Source organism: Blastocatellia bacterium (assembly GCA_035573895.1).
Taxonomy (GTDB): Bacteria; Acidobacteriota; Blastocatellia; order HR10; family HR10; genus DATLZR01.
Genome location: DATLZR010000048.1, coordinates 1 through 22,192, shown reverse-complemented (window position 1 = coordinate 22,192; position 22,192 = coordinate 1). Strand labels below are relative to the sequence as shown.

Here is a 22,192-nt window from a genome sequence, read left to right as displayed (position 1 = left end):
TTCCACTTCTCGCTCGGTGGGCGCCCCGTAGGAAGTGCCGTTTCGGAGTGCACGCTCCAGTGCCTCCACGACTTCGGGATGCGCATGACCGAGAATCATCGGTCCCCACGACCCAACGTAATCAATATAGGTGTGGCCATCCACATCGGTGAGGAAGGCTCCTTGCGCCGAGGCGATGAAGCGGGGCGTCCCGCCTACGGCGCGAAACGCACGCACCGGGCTATTGACTCCTCCGACCAGGACGCGTTGAGCGCGCTGCCAGAGGGTCTCAGATTGGATTACGGATCGCTCGTCACTCATAGTTGCTGTAGTCTACCGATGTCCCGCTACCGACTACAAGCCCCACGGAGAGGATTCTGAGGCGGCAGCGGAACGACGCCGCCACCGTTCCGTGACGCATCATCCATTTCTCGCCTGTGATTCGAACGACCGACCACTCCCCGCATCGCCGATCCCTGGCTCGGAGACCGACCCATTCTGTCACCGCCGCAGCCGATCTCCACAGGCATACGGGACACACAGCATCCTCCGGATCGCGTCGGTACCCCTTGCAGGGTCAGGTCGGAGGGGCTCATACCTGAAATCGGAGGAACACAATAAAGTTTTTCACCCCGTCCCGGCAGCGACGGCGTGAAGACATCCCACCCGTTCACATTTCCTGAGAGGGACGATCCTATTCCCATCCGTCCCGCCAGAGACGGGATGAAAATAGCCCACCAGTTCACAGGTGGGAAACAAGGGCAAAAATTTCCCGCCCGTCCCGCAGGGACGGCTGAACGCGGGGCATCGAAACCGGCAAACAGGACATGCGGGGAAGGAAACGTTCGGTCGTCCATGCCGGGGCGTGTAGATAATATGCGGGGGCATTAGTTTCCCAGCAAGAAATTGCCGGGCTATTGTCAATCGCCCCTGGGCGAAGGGAGGTTCGGAGCGCGTTTTCCAGACGTTTCACGTCTGGCTACCCCAAATCACGACGACGCGCCTTGAAGAGGCGCAAGAACGATGGTTCATCGCATTCGATCCGTCGCCGCGATTGTTCGGGGGCCGGGAGCGCCCGGGTCCGGTGTTCTGGCGCGTCTTCAACGCGCTGTTGATGAATTCGTGTCCCGTTTTCCAGACGTTTCACGTCTGGCTACCTTCTCGTGGCCGCTTCCGCGGCCCTTTGTTTTGAACGTTGCCCGTCGGGGGCGCATCCTCGATACACGGTTGACCAATCCGCCTCGTTGATCCACGCGATTGGCGCCTCCATCTTTGTCCGGGCGTCGGCAGACGCCCCCAAGAGGGTAGCCAGACGTGCAACGTCTGGATGCACGCGAAATAAAACGATGCGCCTTGAAGAGGCGCAAGACCGATGGGTTCATCCCATTCGATCCCTCGCCGCGATTGTTCGGGGGCCGGGAGCGCCCGCCTCCGGCGCACTGGCGCGTCTTCAACGCGCCGTCATTTTTCGTTTCGCGTTTTCCAGACGTTTCACGTCTGGCTACCTTCGCGTGGGCCGCTTCCGCGGCCCATTGTTTTGAACGTTGCCCGTCGGGAGCGCATCCTCAATACGCCGTTCACCAATCCCGCCGTTGATCCACGCGATTGGCGTCTCCATCTTTGTCCGGGCGTCGGCAGACGCCCCCAAGAGGGTAGCCAGACGTGCAACGTCTGGTTGGCACGCGACACGACGACGCGCCTTGAAGAGGCGCAACAGCGATGGTTCATCCCGGTGAATCCCTCGTCGTGACGTCGTCAGGGCCCGGTTGATCAATTGGTGATAATCGCTGGGAGCGCGCGCCTTCGGGAGGCTCTTTTTCCTCGGTTTCCGTTTGCCGGATTCGGCGCAGCCCCTTTCCCTTGCCTGTGATGTCAATGGGCTGTGAGGGTTGATTTATCGCCGTCCCTCACACCGAGCTTGCCGATTGTCGAACCTTCTGCCAGAACTCCCGGGCGATTTTCACCCGCTCCTCATGCGTCCGTCCCTGCTGAAGGAGTTCGAGCAATTGATGCAGTCGTTGTTTGCGCCGTTTCTCCTTGCGATGGCGGCGCTGGCGTAACTCCTGCTGGCGTGTTCCTGCTCCCATAGCCGTACTCCCTACTCTCGCCGTGCCGAAAATTTTCCGAAGAGGTGAGGAAAATAGTCCGATGCCCGCTGTTAAGTCAAGCCGCCCCACAGGCGATGTGTGTTTTACTTGGGAGACCAAACAACCGGGTCACCATTCTGGACCTCAGGTGCGCAAAGGTTTCGGTGTTTCTTAAACCGCGAGGGGGTAAAGGGAAACCTGGCCCACTCCTTGACATGGTGCAAAGGCCCTGGTTTCCTGAACCCTGAGAGCCTCCCTGTGAGGTGGGGGCACGACTTTCCGGGAATTGCGGGAGGGAAGCCAGGCGCTCCGTTGCCCGTCGAGGCTTGATCTTGCACCCGTCGTGTTCACCTGGCCCCTGTGGGGTTGCTTGACTCTCATCCGGTGGCTGGCTACACTGACGGCCTAGATCAGTCTAAGGTGGCGCACCTATGACGACAGCGGATTTTCCTGAAGCTATCACTTTTGATGATGTCCTTCTGGTTCCTGCCAAAAGTGATGTCCTGCCCACGGAGACGGACACGACGACGTATTTTTCTCGGAATGTGCGGCTGAACATTCCCATCTCCAGCGCGGCGATGGACACGGTCACCGAGGCGCATCTGGCCATCGCCATCGCGCAGCAGGGAGGCATCGGGGTGATCCATCGTAATCTTTCGATTGAGGCGCAGGCCGCTGAGGTGGATAAGGTGAAGCGATCGGAAAGCGGGATGATCGTTGATCCGATCACAATTACGGCGGACCGTCCCATCTCCGATGCCCTGAACATGATGGCGCACTATAAAATCTCCGGCGTGCCGGTTGTGGACGAGGCGGGCCGACTCGTCGGCATTCTCACCAATCGAGACCTGCGGTTTGAAACGCGCATGGACTTGAAGGTCGGGGATGTCATGACCGGTCGAGACAAACTCATCACGGCGCCGGTGGGGACGACGCTGGACGACGCCAAGGCGATCCTGCAGGCCCATCGAATCGAGAAATTACCCATCGTGGACAGCGACTTTCGGCTGAAGGGGTTGATTACGGTGAAGGACATTCAAAAGGCCATCAAGTATCCCCGGGCGGCCAAGGATCATCTCGGCCGATTGCGGGTGGCGGCGGCCGTCGGAGCCACCGGGGATTTTCTGGAGCGAGCGGCCGAGCTGGTCAAAGCCCGTGTTGACGTGCTGGTGGTTGACACGGCTCACGGCCACACGACGCGGGTCATCGAAGCGGTGAAAAGCCTCAAGAGCCGGTTCACTGGGGTGGATCTTGTGGCGGGAAATGTTTCCACCTACGAGGCGGCTCGCGAGCTGATTGATGCCGGAGCCGATGGGATCAAGTGCGGACAGGGACCCGGCAGCATCTGTACGACGCGGATTGTAACCGGAGCGGGCGTGCCTCAAATCACCGCCATCATGGAGTGCGCGCGGGCCGTCAAAGGGACGGGCGTCGCGCTCATCGCCGATGGAGGGATCAAGTTCTCCGGCGACATCACCAAAGCCATTGCGGCCGGAGCGGATTGCGTGATGATCGGCTCGTTGTTCGCTGGAACGGATGAGAGTCCGGGAGAGATCATTCTCTACCAGGGGCGAAGCTTTAAAGCCTATCGCGGCATGGGGTCGTTGGGCGCGATGATGAGTGGCAGCCGGGATCGCTACGGTCAGGAGAGCGGCGGCAAGCTTGTTCCCGAAGGGATCGAAGGGCGCGTTCCCTACAAAGGGCCGCTGGCGGCGATTGTGGAGCAACTGGTCGGAGGCTTACGTGCCGGTATGGGCTACTGCGGCTGTCGCACCATCGGAGAGCTGAAACACCGGGCCCGCTTCATCAAGATCACCCAGGCGAGTCTGCGGGAAAGTCACGTGCACGATGTGATCATCATCAAAGAAGCACCCAACTATCAACTCGATCAACTCGAGTAGAACGGGAGGGGGTCCCGGGCCCGGAAAAATCGTCCGCGCCCGACCGGGGGCCTTGATCATACGGCCATGATCGAGACGGCGGAGCCATTTCGTCGGGGAGCGCTCATCTACAATCCCCGCGCCGGCCGGGGCCACCACGATGATCCAAGCCTCCGCCGCGTGCGCTCCCTCCTTCACCAGCGGGGAATTACGCTGGAGATCCATGCCACCGTTCAACCGGGGGACGCGACACGACTGGCCGAGGAGATTCGACATCAGGGAAGCGACTTTGTGATCGTCAAAGGCGGTGATGGAACGCTCAATGAGGTTCTTCAAGGCATCATGGGCAGTTCGCTCGCGCTGGCCGTCTGGCCCGCCGGAACGGCCAATATCCTGGCGCGTCTGCTCCGGATCCCCCGCGATCCGGAGGCCCTCGTTCGGATGATCGTCGCCGGCCGCGTCCGCCGGATCAGTGTCGGGCGAGCGGGCTCGCGGTATTTCTTCCTCATGGCAGGAATCGGCCTGGATGCTTCCATCGTGCAACAGGTCAATCCCGCGCTCAAGCGATATGGTGGAATCCTCGCCTTCTGGATTGCGGGAATGAAGCACCTGCTGACGTGGCGCGCTCCGGTTTTTACGGTCGAACTGGATGACGACGTGATCTCCGCGACGTTTGCCGCCGTCGCGTTATCGCCCTCCTATGGAGGCGGGCTTCTGATCGCTCCCGATGCCCGACTCGATGACGAGTGGTTTCGTGTTTGTTGCGTGACCACCCGAAGCAAGTGGCGGTATCTCACCTATCTCCCACTGGCTTTTTGGGGGCGGCACGTCACCTGTCGTGGTGTCGTTTATCGCAAGAGTCGCCGCGTTCGCGCCGTCGCGTCCAGCCCCATCGCCGTTCAGGTGGATGGAGAACTCGCGGGATGTCTGCCCATGAGCTTTGAGCTTATTCCTTCGGCGGTGCGCGTCGTCGTCCCGGAATGAGGGCGCATCACCACAGTTACCATCCCGGCGGCACCGAGAACGAAACGACCGCTGCGGGAGAAGTCGGTGATGACCGGCAGAGGAAAGCACAGATGGAAGATCGTGCTCGCCCTCGGCGTGACTCTCGGGTGTGCGAGCGGCGCAGGAGTGGCGGGCGGACCTCTCGGAGACCGCCCGATACCGGATCTTGAAGCGCTCCGGCGGGTCGGATTTGAGGCCCTGTATAGTCTCGACTATGAGGGGGCGCGGGCGCAGTTTCAGCGAATCGTCGAGGCGCGGCCCGATCACCCGATGGGCTATCTCTATCTGGCGACCACGCTCTGGGTGGAGAAACTCAATCAGAGCCGCCGCCTTCAGACAGGGTTTTATCTCAATCCCTCGTTTTACGCGGCAACGGAAGAGCGCATTGATCCGGAGCGAGATCGGCGATTCCGTCATTACATCGAGCAGGCGATTGCTCGGGCCGATGCACTGCTCGTCAAACGCCCTGAGGATGTGGAGGCGAAATATTTTCGCGGTGCCGCCTATGCTGTGCTGGGCGCTTATGAGGCCAGCGTCGCCCGCCGGTTTTTCGCCGCTCTCCGGGCGGGATCCCGCGCGGTGAAGGACCATCGGGAAATCCTCGCACGCGATCCCGGCTTCGCCGACGCCTATCTGACGGTGGGCATCTACGATTATATCGTCGGAAGTTTGCCGCTGGCGGTTCGCATTCTGGCGGCGCTCGGAGGCATTCGCGGGGACCGGCAGCGGGGTCTGGCTGAACTGGAACGCGCGGCGGCCTCCGGCAGGTATGTCGCCGATGATGCTCGCGTGCTGCTCGTCGCGCTCTACTACCGCGAGCGCCGCTATTCAGATGCGCTGGCCGTGCTGGAGACGCTCGCCTCACGCTATCCCCGAAATTATCTCCTCCGCAGCGAACGCGCCACGCTCCTGTTGCGGCTGGGGCGGAGGGCCGAAGCCATTGATGCCTTCGAACAGTTGCTCCGTCACCCGTCATTTTCAACGGCTCACGATGTCATTCGCTTCCAGTATGCCGAAGCGCTCTTCCAGACCGGATACACGCAGGCGGCGCTCCATCATTTTCGCCAGCTCGTTGCTTCCCCTCAGGCGTATCCCGATCTGGTGACGCTCGGTTATCTCCGCATCGGGCAGATCCTCGACCTGAGCGGAAACCGCTCGGCGGCTCTGGCGGCTTACACCACTGTTGTTGGGCGGGAGAACGTCTTTGATTCCCACGAGCAGGCTCGTCGGTACCTGCGCACACCATACAAACGCCCCGGGTGACGGCGGTGGTCGGCTCCACCTTCGATCGGCCGGGATCGCGGGGGATCGGGAAGCGCACCGGTGCTGTGGCCGAGGTGAAGACCGTTCGGGGCGAGTCACCCCTTTGCTTGAATCCCTCGAATCAGGTATAGTCTTTCGGGAACGGCAAAAGACTCCGACCGTGAGGTTGCGCGATGGGGAGGAAAAAATTCCGCACTCGCCACACTGTTGATTCCACCCGGTCTTTCTTCGCCCACCACTATTTTGATGCCCATGCTCTCATTGATCGGCATGAGCTTCTCCACCTGATTCACGGAGGAGAAGACAGCTACATCGAGTTCAAGGTGCGACTGAACAATCCCGAGAAGCTGGCCGCTGAGGTCGTCGCTCTGGCCAACTCCGGCGGAGGATTCATCGTCATCGGCGTCAACGATAACCGTCGGATCGAAGGGGTGGATGATCCGGAATGGGTCGAACAGCAACTGATCCACATCTGTCATCGTCTGGTTCTGCCGCCGATTCGCCCGCGCATCAACAAGATCGCTTTTGACAATGGCAAGCGGGTCGTTGCTTTGGAAGTCGAGGGGCCGCATCCGCCCTATCGCACGGCCGATCATCGCTGTTACGTCCGCGTGGGCTCCATGAAGCGCGAGGCTACCGCCGAAGAGATCGCCGAGATGTATGATCCGCACCGATCCTATGGGTTCGAGTTAATGCCGATCACCAGCTCCACGCTCGACGATATTGATGAGGCGATCTTCTGGAGCTATGTGCGCGAGCTGCGCGGCGGCGATCTCGGCGAATTCGAGGAGCACGGCTATCCCATTGATGAGGTCATGATTCATTATCTTCAGCTTGCCGTCGAGTTCGATCACGAGAGCGCTCCCACGCTGGCCGGTCTGCTGCTGTTTGGCAAGAACGATCGTGTGGCGCATCACCTTCCCCGGAGCGGGATCGTGGCCACGCGACTGGCCGGAGTCGAGATCACTGATCCCATCGTCGAGCAGACGGAGATCACCGGAAACCTCGCCACCCAATTTGAGGGGGCTCTGGCGTTCGTTCGCCGTTATGCCGATCTGCTGGAGGAGAGACCCCCGCGTCAGCGACTGAGCCGGGACGGCCCCGTGGAGCCCCGCGCCAGCTATGCTCGTGCGGCCATCGTCGAAGCGCTCACCAATGCCCTCATTCACCGCGACTACAGCCTCCAGGATCAGGTGACGCGCATCCTCATCTTCGATGACCGGCTCGAAGTGATCAATCCCATGAGAGTAGCCGGTGTGGCCCTCGAACCAATCTGCTGCGGCGTCGTGAGCGCCCCCCATCCCCGATTGAAAGCGATCTTCAAGAGCGCCTACTATGGACTCATGACCGTGACCGGAGGCGTTCCCATGATGCTTCGCACCGCCCAGGCCTTCTCCGGCATCAAGCCGGAGATCCGGCTCGTCAACGACGAGTTTCGCTTGAAAATCTACGGATTGAGATAGACCGGCAGGGAGAAAAAGTGACATGAGATGCGATGCCCATCGAAGACTTCTCTGGCTTGTCGTCGGAACGGTCGCGTTTGGCGCCTTCCCCTCGAGCCATCCCGGACGCACATCGGCTGTCGGTGTGCCCATTAGCTCCCGGCATTGCTTCGTCGTCAACCATCAACAGCCTCCGGGAGCGACATCCTCCCCTGCGGCCGGCCGGGCGGGAAAGATCGTCATCCCGGCGGGCATCGAAATTATGGCTGAACTGACCGATGATCTTGATACGCGCTTGATCTCCGAGGGCGAGGAATTCACGCTGCGACTCACTCAGGCGATTTTCGTGGGAGGTCGGGAGATCATCCCCCGGGGAACCCGTGTGATCGGTCAGGCGACCGCCCGGCAGGACGAAGAAGGGAACTACTCGACGCTCGTCCTCAGCTTCGGTCGTCTCGCCCTGGGGGCTCGTTCGCTGCCGGTGTCCTTCGCGGTCAAGGCGCTGGAGCCTCCGTTGCCTCCTCCCGAAGGGGGGACATCTCCATCGGGCCCACCCCTGCCGGGGGAATCTGATCGCCGTCCGGGCGAGTTGCGGCGTCCTCGCATCGAGGTCAGCGGCGGCATCAGCATTCGTCGCATTCCCGACACCTCGACGCCGGGCAAGCCGTCCAAGATTGGCCGGCGTCGGGAAAGCGTCGAGCTGATGAAGATTTCACAGGCCGAGACGGGAGAAACGGAAATCTTCCTGGAAGGCGAAGACATTTCTCTTCGTCCGGGAACGCGATTTCGTCTCCGCCTGACCGAGGATCTCGTTGTGAACTGAGCGCCCGGACGGAGGCGCATTCGCTCGCTGTGCGAGGGGTCGCCGAACCGGTTCTACGAAGCGAGGGCGGGTGCGTTGAACTGGCGGCTCGGTCGGCGACGGGGCAGCGGGGGAAAGAGTCGGAGGGGTCTCGGGCAGCGCCGGCAGGGGAGGCGTGGTGGGAGGTACCTCCTCGATCACTTTTCCCGGATGATCCGGACAGACCTCGGTGACCTCTCTTCCTTCGATGAACAGCTCAATCTTTGTTTCGGGACAGTGATCGGTGGCGCGTCGTCCCGTCGTCGGATCAATAACCCGCTCGACGATATGCTCCGGGCGGACGAAATCTCCGGAGACGAGATCGGGCCGGAGCGCCGCAACCCGGCGCATGAAAGCGAGCCAGATGGGGAGAGCGGCGTGAGATCCCGTCATTTGCAGTGTGCGATTGTCATCGAATCCCACCCAGGTGACGCATACCAGGCGAGGCGTCAGTCCAACGAACCAGGCGTCGCTGCGCTGGGATGTCCCCGTCTTTCCGGCAATGGTGGGTAATCCGAGCTGAGCAGCAGCATGACCGGTGCCGTAAGGCTGGGCGATGACGTCCTGCATGACCGTGAGGACGAGATACGCGACTTCGGGCGAGAGCGCCTCGACCTGCTGCTCCTTCGCTTCGAGCACCTGGTGCCCGGTGGACTCGGTGATGCGACGAATCGCCAGAGGCACGGCGCGCCGACCCTGATTGACGAACACGGTGTAAGCCGAAGCGAGATCGAGCGGCGTGACTTCGGATGCGCCCAGAGCGGTGGCTCCCTGAACCGGGGGTCTCGGCAGGCCGCATTTTTGGATCGTCTCCGCTACCGTGGCGTAGCCGGTCTCCTGGGCCAGCGCCACCGTGACCACATTGAGCGACCGGACGAGGGCTTCACGGACGGAGACGGGGCGTTCCAGATAACTGTCGCCGAAGTTCCTGGGGGCATAGCCGCCCTCGAACTCGCGAGGCTCGTCCATGTACAGGTGGGCCAGCGTAATCGGTTCTCCCTCACGTTGGCCGGACTCGAGCGCCGCCGCGTAGACAAACGGTTTGATCGCCGAGCCGGGCTGTCGCCGGGCATCGGTGGCTCGATTGAATTGACTCTCCAGATAGTTCCGACCGCCCACCAGGGCCAGAATCTCCCCCGATTGCGCATCGAGCGCCACCAGCGCCGCTTGAACCGTTCCCGGAGGAATGCGGCGTCGGCTCCGGGCCAGCTCCTGATCGAGCCGAGCGAGGCTGTCGGTCACGGCGGCCGTTGCTGCCCGTTGAAGACTCATATCAATGGTGGTGTAGACGCGATAGCCCAGACTGATGTCGCTTGTGGGCATCGCCTCGGACAGAAGCTCCTGCACGTAATCGAGGAAGTAAGGGGCACTGACTTCCACGCCGCCGCGCACGGGACGAAACTGAAAGGCCAGCGGCGCCCGCTTGGCCCGCTCCGCTTCCTCCGGCGTGATGAAATTGGCTTCGACCATCAGATCGAGAACCGTATTGCGCCGCTTGATGCCGCGCTCGAGGATCTCCTGACGCGGGGCATTGGCGATGTAATAGCCCGGCCGATTAATGATCCCGGCGAGGAACGCTGCTTCCGGCAGCGTCAGTTGAGAGACATCCTTGTTGAAGTATTCGCGGGCGGCTGCCCCAAATCCGTAGATGGAGAATCCTCCCCGCCGACCGAGGTAAATGACGTTGGCATAGTAGGTGAAGATTTGCTCTTTGGTGAACTTTCGCTCCAGCGCCAGGGCCAGAAAGGCCTCTCGAATTTTTCGCCGGAGCGTGCGCTCGCGCCCGACGAGAATATTTTTGACCAGTTGCTGAGTGATCGTTGATCCTCCCTGGAGGACTGTTTCGCGGGTGACGAGATCGTTCCACAGGGCGCGAAGAATCCCCAGGTAATCCACGCCGGTGTGCTCGAAGAATCGTTTGTCTTCGGCAGCCAGGACGGCGTGAACGAGGTGGCGCGGTAACTGCTTGTATTCGACTTTCCAGCGAATGCCGCGTTCTTGCTGCGGGAGCGCTCCGCGGGGCGCCGCCAACGAGCTGATCTGTTCCGGCTCCAGCGTGCAACTGGACAGTTCCTGGCGGGTTTCGAGGTCCATGAGGCGCTCGATGGTGCGATCATCGGCGGTGAAACTCACGCGGACGCGAGGGAAGAGGCGCTGACCGTTGAGCGTGGCCGAGGCCCCCGGCACGATGTCAATCCGGTGGCGTCCCAGCCGGTACTGGCCTCGTAGAGGATCCTCCGTCCGGGACGCATCGGTATACCCGGCCCGACTGAGATGCTCCAGGAGTTGATCGCGCGACAGCCGTTGCCCCACGCGAATGACTCGGGGAGCAGCATAGATGATCGTCGGCTCCTGACGACTCTGGGTTCCAGCTAACCACTCGTTGAGATCGTTCTCCGCCCGGAGATAGAGAATGACGAAGACTCCGCCGGCGACGAGCAGAAGAATCGCCAGAATGAGGAGCCGTCGAAGCGTTATCACCCGCCGTCGCGCCGACGACGGATGCGTGCGCTGAAGATGTGATTCAGAAGCGCGTGGCATCGCCGTCCGAATCCGGGCAGGTCTGACCGTCCCTCCTCTGGACGAGGACTTTGAAGTTCTCGCCGAATGCTCCGGGCAACAGGAAATGTTTCAGCGCCAGCCGATCTTTCAGTGTGGCGTCCCCGCCGTGCATGAGGCGCTCAACCCGATCCAGCAGTCCGAGATCCAGCAGGCACTGGCGGAGAGAGGTGAATTCAACCGGTTCCAGGCCAAACCGTCGTCCCGTCTCCATGAGGAGGGTGAAATCAACGCTGGCCGTGATGTCCTGATCGCCGATCCGGATCAGCGGGTCGGAGACGAGCGTGTGACGGAAGAAACACCGCAGCGTCCCTTCCCGACGATGTGGGGCATAGAGCGGCGGAGCCGTGTCGCCATAGTCAATGGTCACGAGAAAGCCGCGCGCGAGGACGCGGCTGACCGAGCGAAGCCAGGGGATGATGTCAAGGGGAATATCGGCGATCTGTCCGTCATCGAGGTGAACGTCAACCTGACGGAGATACTCCGCCAGGCGTGCATCCGTCAGTTCGCCGAGCGCCCAGCCCAGCTCATCCCCCTCGAGCGCGACGTACATCTCCATAAGTCGGCCTCCCCGATTCATCACGCGATGAACCGGGAACGCATCCAGCACTTCGTGGGAGAACACAATGGCCGTGAGCGAGCCCGGCGCGAAATCCTCCCAGTGAGCCCAAGCGACGCAGCCCAACGGTCGAAGCCGGGCCTGCTGCAGGGAAGTCAGTCGGGGGCTCACCTCGATGATCCAGTAGCTCATGCGCTCAAAGAGCGAAGGATGGTGAGCCTGGAGCGCCCGCAGGATGTCCTCGGCCAGTTGACCGGTTCCCGCTCCAATTTCCACCAGCGTGAGCCGATCGGCCTGCGCCTGGCGCGCAGGCGGATCGGCTTCAGTCATCGTGCGAAAGAGTCGCACGAACTTTTCCGCCAGAAGCTCGCCAAAGAGCGGATGGATATTGGCGCTCGTGTAATAGTCGCCGCCGGGGCCGATATCGCTCAGCCGGGTGTAATATCCCTCGCGGGGATGATAGAGCGCCAGCTCCATAAAGTCGCGGAAGGGGATCGGACCGCGCTGGCGAATGATCCGTTTCACCTCGTCTTCCAGTAGCGTCATGCTCGTTGGGCAGGCAGGGGCGAATCCTGCTCCTGCGCGCGGATGGTGAAACGGCGAGCACACTCTCTTGAGTGCTGCGCTCCGATGGTGAGATCAGGCAGGAGCGCCCGTCGTGGCACTCTCGGATGCGGCTTCGATCCGAACGACGCGGTCGCGGCCGAAAATATATCGGCTCGGATGCTCGCGCATGATCTTGTCCTGAAGCCGCATCAACCCGTAGAGCAATGCCTCCGGTCGGGGCGGACATCCGGGGATGTAGACATCAACGGGAACGATGCGATCCACCCCCTGGAGCGTGGAGTACGAATCGAACGGTCCGCCCACGCTGGCGCACGCTCCCATGGCAATGACCCATTTGGGCTCCGGCATCTGATCATAAACGCGGCGCACAACGGGAGCCATCTTGAGCGTGACCGTTCCCGCCACGATCATCAGATCGGATTGGCGCGGGCTGGGACGAAAAACGCCGGCGCCAAAGCGATCAATATCGAATCGCGACGCCCCCGTCGCCATCATCTCGATGGCGCAACAGGCCAGGCCAAACGTCATCGGCCAGATCGCCGATTTGCGCGCCCAGTTGAAGACGGAATCCACCGTCGTGGTGAGAAATCCTCCCGCTTCAGCGTATTCTTCTAGGTCCATTCCAATGCTCCTTTTCGCCAGGCGTAGTAGTAGCCGACGATGAGAATGGCGAAGAAAACGACGACCTCGATGAATCCAAACAGCGCCAGCTTGTCGTAGATCACCGCCCAGGGGAAGAGAAAAATCGTTTCCACATCGAAGACGAGAAAGAGCATGGCGACGATATAGTACCGAACGGAAAATCGCTCGCGGGCATCGAGGACCGGATCAACGCCGCATTCATAGGGAGCGAGTTTGGCTTCTTCCGGCCTCGTGGGACGCAACAGCCGGCCCAGAGTCAGGAGAAGAATCGGCAACAGAAGGCCGATGATCAACAGAACCACAATGGGAATGTAGCCATAAATCGGATTGGCTTGCAGTATGAACGGCTTCATCGTATTCCCCTCGGCGAGATCTTCGTCGCCTCATTTACGCCTTCGTTGACGTCCCTGCCCGTTCTCATCGCGAACGCACGCCCATAAGGCCTTGCCACGATGAAGAAGTGATGATAGGAGTGGCCCTTGCCCTTGTCAAGCTGCCCCGCCGCCAGGGCAGGAAGGCGGTCGGGCGGTTATCCTCCGTGAGCGGAGCAAGGGGGCCGACTCCCCTCACGTTTTTGCCCCAGAAGAGCGGCTCGCCCTGATGGACAGTGAAGCGGGAGGTTGGTGACGCCAGCGGGCTCACCCGCGGGATGGTGGCTCGCCTGAGGGAATTTCGATGATGGCCGCCTGGCTCATGGAAGGGGTTTCTGGAGAGGCAATAATGTCGGCCACAAAGCCAGGACGATACATCGGTTGCTCTCACAGCCGACCACCCTCTACAATCTGAGGGCGATCATGGATCTGCGGCTGTTGGAAATTTTTTGCGCTGTTTATGAGGAAGGCGGCATCTCGAAAGCAGCCGAACGGTTGCATCTCACCCAGCCGACTGTGAGCGGGCACATTAAGACGCTTGAGGAATACTTCGGCACGCCCCTATTTGATCGCCTCGGTCGCGGCATTCAACCGACGCGGGCGGGCGATCTGCTCTACGAACACAGTCGGCGGATCGTGGAGATCAAGAAGAACATCGCCGAGGGCATGGGGAAATTCCTCAATCGCCTGGCGGGAAGAATAGTGATCGGGGCCAGCACCGTCCCCGGGGAATATCTCCTACCACCCCTGGTGGGACGATTTCACAAAGCCCATCCCCGGGTCGAGATCTCGCTGCTGATTTCCGACACCGCGCAGGTGATCCACCAGGTCACGCGCCGTCAGGTGGATGTGGGATGCGTCGGGGCACAGTGGGATAACGGGGATCTCGAATTCATCCGCTTTGCCACTGATCGGTTGATCCTCGTGGCTCCGTCGGCGAAGCGGTGGGAGAAGGTAAGACACGTCACGCTCGAGGAACTGGCTCGATTGCCGCTCGTTCTCCGCGAACCGGGATCGGGGACGCGGACCGTCTTTCAACGGGCGCTTCGCGAGCACGGCTATTATCTGGAGGACTTTCACATCGTGGCTCAATTGGGGAGTACGACGGCCATCAAGCAGGCCGTGATGGCTGGACTGGGTCTGTCGGTCATCTCGCATCGGGCCGTGCGCCAAGAGCTACGGTGTCAGCTTCTGCGCGCGATTCCGATCCGTGACCTTCCTCCGTTGAAACGCGATTTCTTCTTCGTCCGCGACCCCAGGCGCACCCTGTCGCCGCTTGGCGAAATGTTTCTCGAATTCGCTCTCGCTCGACGGGGGAAGGAATGAGTCCTCGGGGGGGGCTTCCGTTTGACACTGAGGAAACGATCAGGCTAGTATTGCTGCGATGATGCGCTCGCCGCTGGCCAGGCTCACAAACGAACGTCGTGCGCTGACCGTCACGGAAGTGACGCTTCAGATCAAGGATCTGCTGGAGGGGGAATTCCCCGATCTGTGGGTCCAGGGCGAGATCTCCAATTTCAAGGCGCACAGTTCCGGTCACTGGTACTTCACCTTGAAGGATGCCAACGCCCAGCTTCAGTGCGTCTGTTTTCGCATGAATAATCGGATCATTCGGTTTCGCCCGGAGGATGGGTTGGAGGTCTATGCGCGAGGTCGGGTCAGCGTCTACGAGAAACGCGGCGAGTACCGGCTGCTTGTGAGCTTCCTGGAGCCGGTGGGCGTCGGCTCCTTGCAACTGGCCTTCGAACAGTTGAAAGCGCGATTGGCCGCCGAGGGGCTCTTCGATCCGGCCCGCAAGCGTCCGCTGCCGCTCATCCCGCGAAAGATCGGCATCATCACCTCGCGGGCCGGAGCGGCGATCCGAGATATGCTGCGCGTGCTCAAGCGACGCAATCGCGGCATTGATATTTTGATCTTTGATGTGCGGGTGCAGGGCGAAGGCGCAGCCGAGGAGATCGCGCGTGCCATCGAGGTGATGAATCGGCGCGCGGATGTAGATGTGCTCATCGTGGGCCGAGGGGGCGGCTCCATCGAAGATCTTTGGGCCTTCAACGAAGAGGTCGTCGCCCGCGCCATTTATAACTCGCGCATCCCGATCATCTCCGCCGTCGGGCATGAGACCGACTTCACCATCGCCGATTTCGTCGCCGATCTCCGGGCTCCAACGCCATCGGCCGCAGCGGAGATGGTGGCCGCCCGAAAGGATGAATTGATCGAGCGGTTCGCGGTGCTCGAACAGCGCTTGATCAAGGCCATGAAATATTTCATCGTTCGGCTGCGCGAGCGCGTCTCTCAGGTCCAGGCCCGCCACGGCTTCAATCAAGCGCCCAGCGTGCTGCAGCAATATATTCAGCGGGTGGATGATCTCGATTATCGGTTGCAGATCTCCATCCATCGGTGCCTGAGCAGTCGTCGGGAGAAGTTCGTCACCCTCTCGATGCGTCTGGCCGCCCTTCGTCCGAGCCGACGTCTGGCCGAGATGCGCGGGCGGGTTGCCATCTCGCACAACCGCTTGCTAAGTCTCATCGGCGAACATCTGGCCGCCCACCGTCGTCGCCTCGGTATTGCGGCGGGCAAGCTTGATGCCCTCAGCCCGCTGGCCGTTCTGGCTCGCGGCTATGCGCTGGTCTGGGACCAGCACGGTCATCTCCTGCGCCGGGCCGCTGATGTCGCCGTGGGAGATCGCTTGCGCATTCGGCTCTCTCAGGGCCTGCTCACCGCCCGTACCGAAGAGGTGATCGCTCATGACAAAGACAACGAAATACACTGACTTTGAGAGCGCCTTGAAGGAACTCGAAGGGATCGTCGAGCAATTAGAAGGAGGCGAGTTGCCGCTGGAGCGGGCGCTGGAACTTTTCGAGCGGGGCGTGACCCTCTCGCGGGAATGCCAGAAACGACTGGATGAAGCCGAACGCAAAGTCGAAATCCTCATCAAGGCCCCCGGAGGAGAGTACGAACCTGTTCCTTTTGAAGAGCCTCCGGATGAAGAGCCGTGACGGCGAAGCAGTCGGCGACAGCCCGGCGTCCTCCTGAACGTTACCGCGTGAATGGATGGTCGTCGCTGAGGTGAGGAGTATCGAGGAAAGGGTCTCACCGTCTGGCCTCACTCCCCCCTTCGAGGAGGGCCAGGGCGACCGGCTGCGATGCTATCGAGCAGGCTCTCCCCGCTCGTTTCAAATGGAGATGGACTGGGTGCATCCCCCTTGGGGAGGGAAACCACGGTCGTGGTCATCTTGCCGTCGGCCTAATTCAGCACCTAGAATTGGCTCTCGCGTCAAACAACCAAACCAAGGAGGGGCGTCTATGATGAAGAATCCGGCGAGAATCGCTTCCCGAGGTGGGAGGCGGTTACAGAGCGCATCGGTTTCGCTTCCGCTGTGTCGGCGCGCGGCAGTCAAAACTCTGGCGCTGCTTCTGGCGGCGATGATGCTGCCGTGGGCTCGCGGGGCGTGGGCCGAAGAGCGCTATCAAAAGCCGCCTCAAGCCATCCTCGACGTCCTCAATGCGCCGGTGACGCCGCAAGCTCTCGTCAGCCCCGGGCGGGATGTTTTGCTTCTGGCCGAGAGTTTGCGCTATCCGCCCATTGCCGATCTCGCCCAGCCGATGCTCCGGCTGGCGGGGTTGCGCATCAATCCTCAAACCAACGGGCCACATCGCGCGCCCTATTTCGTCCGCCTGACGCTCAAGCGAATCAGCGATGGGGCGGAGACGCCCATCGCCTTGCCTCCCGGAGCCAAAGTGGGATCGCTCCAGTGGAGCCCTGATGGCAGGCATTTCGCCTTCACCAACACGACGGCCGCCGGAATCGAACTCTGGCTCGGCGAGACGGCGACCGGTCGGGTCCGTAAGCTGGCAGGAATCGCCGTCAATGCTGTCCTGGGCGATCCGCTCCAGTGGATGCCCGATAACCGCACGCTGCTTGTTCAGCTTGTGCCGCCCGGGCGCGGAAAGCCTCCGGCCCCACCTGCCGTCCCCGCCGGCCCGACCATTCAGGAAAGTTCGGGCAAGCCCGCTCCCATCCGCACCTTCCAGGACTTGCTCAAAAACCCTTACGACGAGGACCTCTTCGACTACTACGCTCGCGCGCAGCTTGCTTTCGTTGATGCGACGACGGGCCGGGTGACGCCGATCGGTCAACCGGCGATCTTTCAAACCGTTGATCCATCCCCGGACGGGAATCATCTCTTGGTCGCCCGCATTCATCGGCCGTACTCTTATCTTTTCCCCGTATCTTTCTTCCCCCGGACGGTCGAAGTGTGGGATCGCGCGGCTCGGGTCGTTTACCGGCTGGCCGATCTCCCGCTGGCCGATCAAATTCCCGTGGATGGCGTTCCCACGGGCCCGCGCAATTACGCCTGGCGGCCCACCGAGCCGGCCACGCTCGTCTGGGTGGAGGCGCTCGATGGAGGCGATCCCCGGCGCGAGGTCCCTCATCGGGATCGCATTCTGCTGCTCAAGGCCCCGTTCACGGGTTCTCCTCGCGAGCTGATCAGGACCGAACATCGCTATGCCGGGCTTTCCTGGTTCGAGGCGGGCGGGCGAGCCTTCGTTCGCGATTTCGATCGTCGGCGGCGGTGGAATCGGACGTTTTTGATCAATGCCGATAACCCGGCGGAAGCGCCGCGCCTGGTCTGGAGCCTGAGCGCCCAGGATCGCTACAACGATCCCGGCACGCCGGTCATGCGCACACTGCCGACGGGCCATCGCGCCATCCTGGTCCACGGCAATTCGATCTTTCTTGCGGGCGCGGGCGCATCGCCCGAAGGGGAGCGTCCCTTCCTCGACCGCTTCGATGTGACGACGCTCAAGAGCGAGCGCCTCTTCCGGTGCGATAGCACAAGCTATGAATCGGTCATCGCCCTGCTCGCCGACGATGGGAGCCAGGTTCTCACGCGGCGAGAGACGCCGACCGAGCCTCCCAACTACTATGTGCGGACGCTCGGCGCGAGCGCCTCGGTTCGGGCGCTCACGCAATTTCCCGATCCGACGCCGCAGTTGCGCGGCATCAAGAAGCAACTGGTGACCTACACGCGGGCCGATGGCGTGCCTCTGTCGTTCACGCTCTATTTGCCGCCCGGCTACAAAGAAGGGACGCGGCTGCCGACGGTCGTCTGGGCCTATCCGCGCGAATATACCGATCCGACCACGGCCGGTCAGGTCACCGGATCGCCTCAGCGATTCACGCAGATACTCGGGCCGTCGCATCTGTTCTTCCTTCTGGAAGGCTATGCCATTCTGGACGATGCGGCGATGCCGGTCGTGGGCGATCCCGAGACGGTCAACAACACCTACATCGAGCAGATCGTCATGAACGCGAAGGCGGCCATTGATAAAGCCGTCGAGATGGGCGTCACGGATCCGGATCGGGTTGGCGTTGGCGGCCACAGCTATGGCGCCTTCATGACGGCGAACCTGCTGGCCCATTCGGATCTCTTCCGGGCGGGAATTGCGCGCAGCGGGGCCTATAATCGCACGCTCACGCCCTTCGGCTTCCAGAACGAGCGGCGGACGCTGTGGGAAGCGCCCGATCTCTACATCAAGATGTCGCCGTTCATGAACGCCCACAAGATCAAGGAGCCCCTGTTGCTCATTCATGGCGAGGCCGATGACAACATGGGGACATTCCCCATCCAATCCGAGCGCATGTATCAAGCCGTCCGGGGCAACGGCGGGACGGTGCGACTCGTCATGTTGCCCTACGAGGCTCACGGATACGCCGCCCGCGAGTCCATCGAGCACGCGCTCTACGAGATGATCACCTGGTTCAACCGGCACGTGAAAAACGCCCCGCCGCGAGTCGAAGAGAAGTGATGGCTTCAGCCCGGGGGCCGCGCCGATGATCTTTCAGTGCGGCCCCGGACCTCTTCTCGCAGGCAGCCAGAGAGCACCTGTCTTCGCTTCATCGGGAGGCGAAAATATGCACAAGGCACAAGCCGTGAGGCCTCGTGCTTTCGCCCGTTGAGCGAATAAGGAGGATGTGAGATGAACCAGGAGCCAGAGAGAAACGATCCCCTTCCATCCTCTGCTGATCGCGCGTCCTCTCCGGCGCTTTCCCTCGAACGGGGGCCTGTCGGAGAGAGAAAACTCATGGCCATACCGCCCCGGCCCGAACGACTCGAAGATACCGGTCTCAACCGCGATCTCATTCTCCAGCTTATGGTCAAAACTCTCTACTATGGCGGAGAGTTGACCGGCGCCGAGGTGGCCGAGCGATTGCGTCTTCCCTATCTCATTCTCGACGAGCTGTTTCAGTTTCTGCGCAATGAAAAGCTGTGCGAGGTGAAGGGAGTCGCCGGGATCGAGAAGAGTTCCTACCGCTATGGGTTGAGTTCGCTCGGACGTGAGCGCGCCCGCGAATACCTCGAGATCAGTCACTATGTGGGTGCGGCTCCGGTGCCGCTCGATCAGTACACCGAGATCGTGAAGAAGCAATCGCTCTTTAACTTCGAGATTGATCGGGAAACGCTCCTGCGGGGATTGTCGCATCTGGTCGTGCCCGATCAGGTGGTGGACGAACTGGGACCGGCGATCAACTCTGGCCATTCCATCTTCATCTACGGTGCACCCGGAAACGGCAAGAGCATCATCTCCGAAGCCGTGGGCCTGGCTTTCGCACAAGGGGGAGAGATTTTCATCCCCCACGCGCTGGAGGTGGGCGGGCAGATCATCAAGGTTTTCAATCCGGTTGATCACGTTCCCGTCGAGGACGACAGCCCCAACGAGCGTTCATCCGCGAAGCGTCTCGTTTATGATCGCCGCTGGATTTTGTGTCAGCGGCCCACGGTCTTTGTCGGCGGCGAGCTGACGCTCGATATGCTCGATCTCCATCTCAATCCCATCTCCAAGTACTACGAAGCACCTCCTCAGATGAAAGCCAACGGCGGCGTCTTCATCATTGATGATCTCGGTCGGCAGCTCGTTCGTCCGCGCGATCTGCTCAATCGCTGGATCGTGCCGCTGGAGAAGCGGGTGGACTACTTCACCCTTCACACGGGCGAGAAATTTCCCGTTCCCTTCGATACGCTCGTCATCTTCGCCACCAACATCGAGCCCGAGGAGTTGGTGGATGAGGCGTTCTTCCGTCGAATTCGCTTCAAAGTACGCATCCACAATCCCACCCAGCCGATGTACGAGGAGATCTTCCGACGCTACTGCGAAGCCAAAGGACTCGACTACGATCCCGAGATCGTCCGCTTCCTCTGGGATGAGTACTACCGGAAGTACAACCTCGAGCCTCGAAGCTGCCATCCTCGGGATTTGATTGATCAGGTGATCAGCATTGCCAAGTTCACCCGTCAGCCGATCAAGCTCACCAAGGAGATGATGGTCAAAGCCTGCCGCAGCTACTTCGTCGTTGGCGAGAGCGCCGAGCCGATCCGGCTGGAGGCGTCAAAGAAACCGAGCGAGAAATCCTGGACCGATCTGGTCACTCTCTTCGAGGAGATGGTGGATCGCACGTCGAAGAAGCGTCCGGCTGAAGACGCATCGGCATCGTAATCGTGGCACTTTGTCATCGGCTCTCATCTCAGGAAAATGATCAACCTACCCGTTGAGGGGTACATGTGGCCGGACGGCGAAATTTGAAATCTCGAACGTGGCCTCCGCATCGGAGGCGCCTTCCGACAACGGCCCTTGTGGTGGGGCTGGTGCTGCTCCTGCTGGGGTATCTGTGGCGGCAGGGGCAGCTCCCCTGGCTGACGCCCACAGCCAGGGCACTCACCATCCACTGTTTGGATGTCGGTCAGGGAGACAGTTTCCTCATTCGGACGCCGCAAGGGAAAGCCGTGCTCATTGATGCTGGCCCGCCGGACGCCGGAGATGACGTTGTGCGGGCGCTCCGGCGATACGATGTGCGTCAGCTCGATCTGCTCGTGGCCACGCATCCCCACGCCGATCATATCGGCGGGATGCGCGCGGTGCTGGAGGCCGTTCCGGTGCTCCGGTTCCTCGACAGCGGTCAGCCCTATCCCACGCGCACCTACACGCGCTTGCTGGAGGCCATCAAAGAAAAAGGCATCACCTTTCACATCGCTGAAGCGGGACAAAAATTTGAACTCGAGTCGGGAATCACGCTGGACGTTCTGTCTCCTCAGCAACCCCTCATTCGTGGCTCCGCCGGAAGCGACGAAAATGCCAATTCGATTGTCCTGCGCCTGACGGCGGGCCGCTTCTCTATGCTGCTGACCGGCGATAGCGAGGCCGAGACCGAGCGCCGATTGATCGAAGCCGGAGCGAACCTCTCGGCTCGGGTGCTGAAGGTCGCGCATCACGGCTCGCGCTTTTCGACGACCCGGGACTTTTTGGAACGCGTCCGGCCCGAGGCGGCCATCATCTCCTGCGGCAAGGAGAACGAGTACGGCCACCCGGCGCAGGCCACGTTGAATCGGTTGCGTTCTTACGTGAAGGAGGTACACCGCACCGACCTCGAAGGCGAAATCACGATCGTTGTCGAGGGGGAGAACTATCGCATCGAAACGGAGCACGCGCCGACGGGCGATCTCTGGGCTGGCCGATCGCCGCGGGCGCCCGACATCGGGCGGGAGTCCGTGGAACGCCCCTCAGCGCGGGGCCGCACCGCCGGGAGGTGATCTATGAAGCTCGTCGTTGATCGCATCGAAGAAGGTATCGCCGTCTGTTTCCTCTACGAGGATGATCGCGTCTCGTTCGCGATCCCGCTGGGGTACCTCCCCGCCGGGACTCGTGCGGGCGATCATCTGCGCGTCACGTTCGAACTGGACCCGGAGAGCCGTCGGCAGGAGCAGCAGAAGGCCGAATCCCTGTTGGACGAACTCCGAAAAACCTCCCCGCCGGGACGGACCTTCAAGCTCTAGGGCAGGTTGCGAATGAGGTCGGCCGGGAGCAGGCGCTTTTGCCGCGCCTCTGCCCGTAAGATGCGGACGCTCCCGGGGTGGGGGGTGAAAATCGCTCTGGACGGCGGGAGAGGGCTCATCCCCCGGCCGGGAGCAAAACGGCTGCCGCAAGAGGAGAATCGCCAGA

General features: G+C 61.4%; 21 protein-coding genes. 13 read left to right on the top strand and 8 right to left on the bottom strand.

Annotated features, from left to right (window positions below; genetic code table 11):
• The 3 genes from VNM72_05540 to VNM72_05530 form a co-directional block, all read right to left on the bottom strand.
• On the bottom strand, positions 1-300 hold a 300-nt coding region (locus VNM72_05540; protein HXF04863.1), incomplete at its 3' end, for an aminotransferase class III-fold pyridoxal phosphate-dependent enzyme.
• Positions 293-484, bottom strand: coding sequence for a hypothetical protein (locus VNM72_05535; protein ID HXF04862.1), 192 nt, complete (start codon positions 482-484; stop codon positions 293-295). The genes VNM72_05535 and VNM72_05540, both read right to left, overlap by 8 nt.
• A 474-nt stretch (positions 485-958) precedes the next feature.
• Positions 959-1,126: a hypothetical protein gene (locus VNM72_05530; GenBank protein HXF04861.1), complete on the bottom strand. Its 168-nt coding sequence runs from the start codon at positions 1,124-1,126 to the stop codon at positions 959-961.
• A 225-nt stretch (positions 1,127-1,351) separates the two neighbouring features.
• On the opposite strand from VNM72_05530, the gene VNM72_05525 reads away from it, so the two are divergent.
• Positions 1,352-1,729, top strand: a complete 378-nt coding sequence (locus VNM72_05525; protein ID HXF04860.1) for a hypothetical protein — start codon at positions 1,352-1,354, stop codon at positions 1,727-1,729.
• Between the two features lie 157 nt (positions 1,730-1,886).
• Here the strand turns inward: VNM72_05525 and VNM72_05520 are convergent, their stop codons facing one another.
• Complete coding sequence (locus VNM72_05520; protein ID HXF04859.1) at positions 1,887-2,066, bottom strand: hypothetical protein; 180 nt, start codon at positions 2,064-2,066, stop codon at positions 1,887-1,889.
• Positions 2,067-2,497: 431 nt separating this feature from the next.
• On the opposite strand from VNM72_05520, the gene guaB reads away from it, so the two are divergent.
• The 5 genes from guaB (at position 2,498) to VNM72_05495 (ending at position 8,479) form a co-directional block, all read left to right on the top strand.
• Complete coding sequence (gene guaB, locus VNM72_05515) at positions 2,498-3,967, top strand: IMP dehydrogenase (protein ID HXF04858.1); 1,470 nt, start codon at positions 2,498-2,500, stop codon at positions 3,965-3,967.
• A gap of 66 nt (positions 3,968-4,033) precedes the next feature.
• Positions 4,034-4,930, top strand: a complete 897-nt coding sequence (locus VNM72_05510) for a diacylglycerol kinase family protein (GenBank protein ID HXF04857.1) — start codon at positions 4,034-4,036, stop codon at positions 4,928-4,930.
• A 69-nt stretch (positions 4,931-4,999) separates the two neighbouring features.
• On the top strand, positions 5,000-6,214 hold the full coding sequence (locus tag VNM72_05505; GenBank protein HXF04856.1) for a tetratricopeptide repeat protein: 1,215 nt from the start codon (positions 5,000-5,002) through the stop codon (positions 6,212-6,214).
• A 173-nt stretch (positions 6,215-6,387) separates the two neighbouring features.
• Positions 6,388-7,677, top strand: a complete 1,290-nt coding sequence (locus tag VNM72_05500) for an RNA-binding domain-containing protein (GenBank protein HXF04855.1) — start codon at positions 6,388-6,390, stop codon at positions 7,675-7,677.
• Between the two features lie 22 nt (positions 7,678-7,699).
• The gene (locus VNM72_05495) at positions 7,700-8,479 is read left to right on the top strand and encodes a hypothetical protein (protein ID HXF04854.1); all 780 of its coding nucleotides are present in this window, start codon (positions 7,700-7,702) and stop codon (positions 8,477-8,479) included.
• Here VNM72_05495 and VNM72_05490 read toward each other — a convergent pair.
• From VNM72_05490 to VNM72_05475, 4 genes are all read right to left on the bottom strand, one after another.
• Positions 8,369-11,038: a PBP1A family penicillin-binding protein gene (locus tag VNM72_05490; GenBank protein ID HXF04853.1), complete on the bottom strand. Its 2,670-nt coding sequence runs from the start codon at positions 11,036-11,038 to the stop codon at positions 8,369-8,371. The two genes, VNM72_05495 and VNM72_05490, sit on opposite strands and share 111 nt — an antisense overlap.
• Positions 11,022-12,161, bottom strand: a complete 1,140-nt coding sequence (locus VNM72_05485) for an SAM-dependent methyltransferase (GenBank protein ID HXF04852.1) — start codon at positions 12,159-12,161, stop codon at positions 11,022-11,024. The genes VNM72_05490 and VNM72_05485 overlap by 17 nt, the downstream gene beginning before the upstream one ends.
• A gap of 93 nt (positions 12,162-12,254) precedes the next feature.
• A complete protein-coding gene (locus VNM72_05480) occupies positions 12,255-12,803 on the bottom strand; it encodes an NADH-quinone oxidoreductase subunit B family protein (GenBank protein HXF04851.1) in 549 nt (182 codons plus the stop codon).
• Positions 12,794-13,177 (bottom strand): NADH-quinone oxidoreductase subunit A, encoded by a 384-nt coding sequence (locus VNM72_05475; protein ID HXF04850.1) that lies wholly within the window; start codon positions 13,175-13,177, stop codon positions 12,794-12,796. The genes VNM72_05480 and VNM72_05475 overlap by 10 nt, the downstream gene beginning before the upstream one ends.
• A 441-nt stretch (positions 13,178-13,618) precedes the next feature.
• Between VNM72_05475 and VNM72_05470 the strand changes: the two genes are divergently transcribed.
• The 7 genes from VNM72_05470 to VNM72_05440 all read left to right on the top strand — a co-directional run bounded on the left by VNM72_05470 (position 13,619) and on the right by VNM72_05440 (position 22,026).
• Positions 13,619-14,521: a selenium metabolism-associated LysR family transcriptional regulator gene (locus VNM72_05470; protein ID HXF04849.1), complete on the top strand. Its 903-nt coding sequence runs from the start codon at positions 13,619-13,621 to the stop codon at positions 14,519-14,521.
• 58 nt (positions 14,522-14,579) lie between these two features.
• Positions 14,580-15,965 carry an exodeoxyribonuclease VII large subunit gene (xseA, locus tag VNM72_05465; protein ID HXF04848.1) on the top strand — a complete coding sequence of 462 codons (1,386 nt, stop codon included), beginning with the start codon at positions 14,580-14,582 and terminating at the stop codon, positions 15,963-15,965.
• A complete protein-coding gene (gene xseB, locus VNM72_05460; protein HXF04847.1) occupies positions 15,940-16,191 on the top strand; it encodes an exodeoxyribonuclease VII small subunit in 252 nt (83 codons plus the stop codon). The genes xseA and xseB overlap by 26 nt, the downstream gene beginning before the upstream one ends.
• A 307-nt stretch (positions 16,192-16,498) precedes the next feature.
• Positions 16,499-19,006, top strand: a complete 2,508-nt coding sequence (locus tag VNM72_05455; GenBank protein ID HXF04846.1) for a prolyl oligopeptidase family serine peptidase — start codon at positions 16,499-16,501, stop codon at positions 19,004-19,006.
• 171 nt (positions 19,007-19,177) lie between these two features.
• Positions 19,178-20,692, top strand: coding sequence for an ATP-binding protein (locus tag VNM72_05450; protein HXF04845.1), 1,515 nt, complete (start codon positions 19,178-19,180; stop codon positions 20,690-20,692).
• A gap of 137 nt (positions 20,693-20,829) precedes the next feature.
• Positions 20,830-21,783: an MBL fold metallo-hydrolase gene (locus tag VNM72_05445; GenBank protein HXF04844.1), complete on the top strand. Its 954-nt coding sequence runs from the start codon at positions 20,830-20,832 to the stop codon at positions 21,781-21,783.
• A 3-nt stretch (positions 21,784-21,786) separates the two neighbouring features.
• Positions 21,787-22,026 (top strand): DUF3006 domain-containing protein, encoded by a 240-nt coding sequence (locus tag VNM72_05440; protein HXF04843.1) that lies wholly within the window; start codon positions 21,787-21,789, stop codon positions 22,024-22,026.
• The last annotated feature ends 166 nt before the right edge of the window (positions 22,027-22,192 follow it).

Bases quoted from the DNA above. Each gene is read 5' to 3' on its own strand.
- VNM72_05525 (HXF04860.1), top strand. From the start codon at position 1,352: ATGGGTTCATCCCATTCGATCCCTCGCCGCGATTGTTCGGGGGCCGGG.
- VNM72_05450 (HXF04845.1), top strand. From the start codon at position 19,178: ATGAACCAGGAGCCAGAGAGAAACGATCCCCTTCCATCCTCTGCTGAT.
- VNM72_05480 (HXF04851.1), bottom strand. From the start codon at position 12,803: ATGGACCTAGAAGAATACGCTGAAGCGGGAGGATTTCTCACCACGACG.
- VNM72_05490 (HXF04853.1), bottom strand. From the start codon at position 11,038: ATGCCACGCGCTTCTGAATCACATCTTCAGCGCACGCATCCGTCGTCG.
- xseA (HXF04848.1), top strand. From the start codon at position 14,580: ATGATGCGCTCGCCGCTGGCCAGGCTCACAAACGAACGTCGTGCGCTG.
- VNM72_05485 (HXF04852.1), bottom strand. From the start codon at position 12,161: ATGACGCTACTGGAAGACGAGGTGAAACGGATCATTCGCCAGCGCGGT.
- VNM72_05455 (HXF04846.1), top strand. From the start codon at position 16,499: ATGATGAAGAATCCGGCGAGAATCGCTTCCCGAGGTGGGAGGCGGTTA.
- xseB (HXF04847.1), top strand. From the start codon at position 15,940: ATGACAAAGACAACGAAATACACTGACTTTGAGAGCGCCTTGAAGGAA.
- VNM72_05510 (HXF04857.1), top strand. From the start codon at position 4,034: ATGATCGAGACGGCGGAGCCATTTCGTCGGGGAGCGCTCATCTACAAT.
- VNM72_05440 (HXF04843.1), top strand. From the start codon at position 21,787: ATGAAGCTCGTCGTTGATCGCATCGAAGAAGGTATCGCCGTCTGTTTC.
- VNM72_05495 (HXF04854.1), top strand. From the start codon at position 7,700: ATGAGATGCGATGCCCATCGAAGACTTCTCTGGCTTGTCGTCGGAACG.
- VNM72_05505 (HXF04856.1), top strand. From the start codon at position 5,000: ATGACCGGCAGAGGAAAGCACAGATGGAAGATCGTGCTCGCCCTCGGC.
- VNM72_05470 (HXF04849.1), top strand. From the start codon at position 13,619: ATGGATCTGCGGCTGTTGGAAATTTTTTGCGCTGTTTATGAGGAAGGC.
- VNM72_05475 (HXF04850.1), bottom strand. From the start codon at position 13,177: ATGAAGCCGTTCATACTGCAAGCCAATCCGATTTATGGCTACATTCCC.
- VNM72_05500 (HXF04855.1), top strand. From the start codon at position 6,388: ATGGGGAGGAAAAAATTCCGCACTCGCCACACTGTTGATTCCACCCGG.
- guaB (HXF04858.1), top strand. From the start codon at position 2,498: ATGACGACAGCGGATTTTCCTGAAGCTATCACTTTTGATGATGTCCTT.
- VNM72_05520 (HXF04859.1), bottom strand. From the start codon at position 2,066: ATGGGAGCAGGAACACGCCAGCAGGAGTTACGCCAGCGCCGCCATCGC.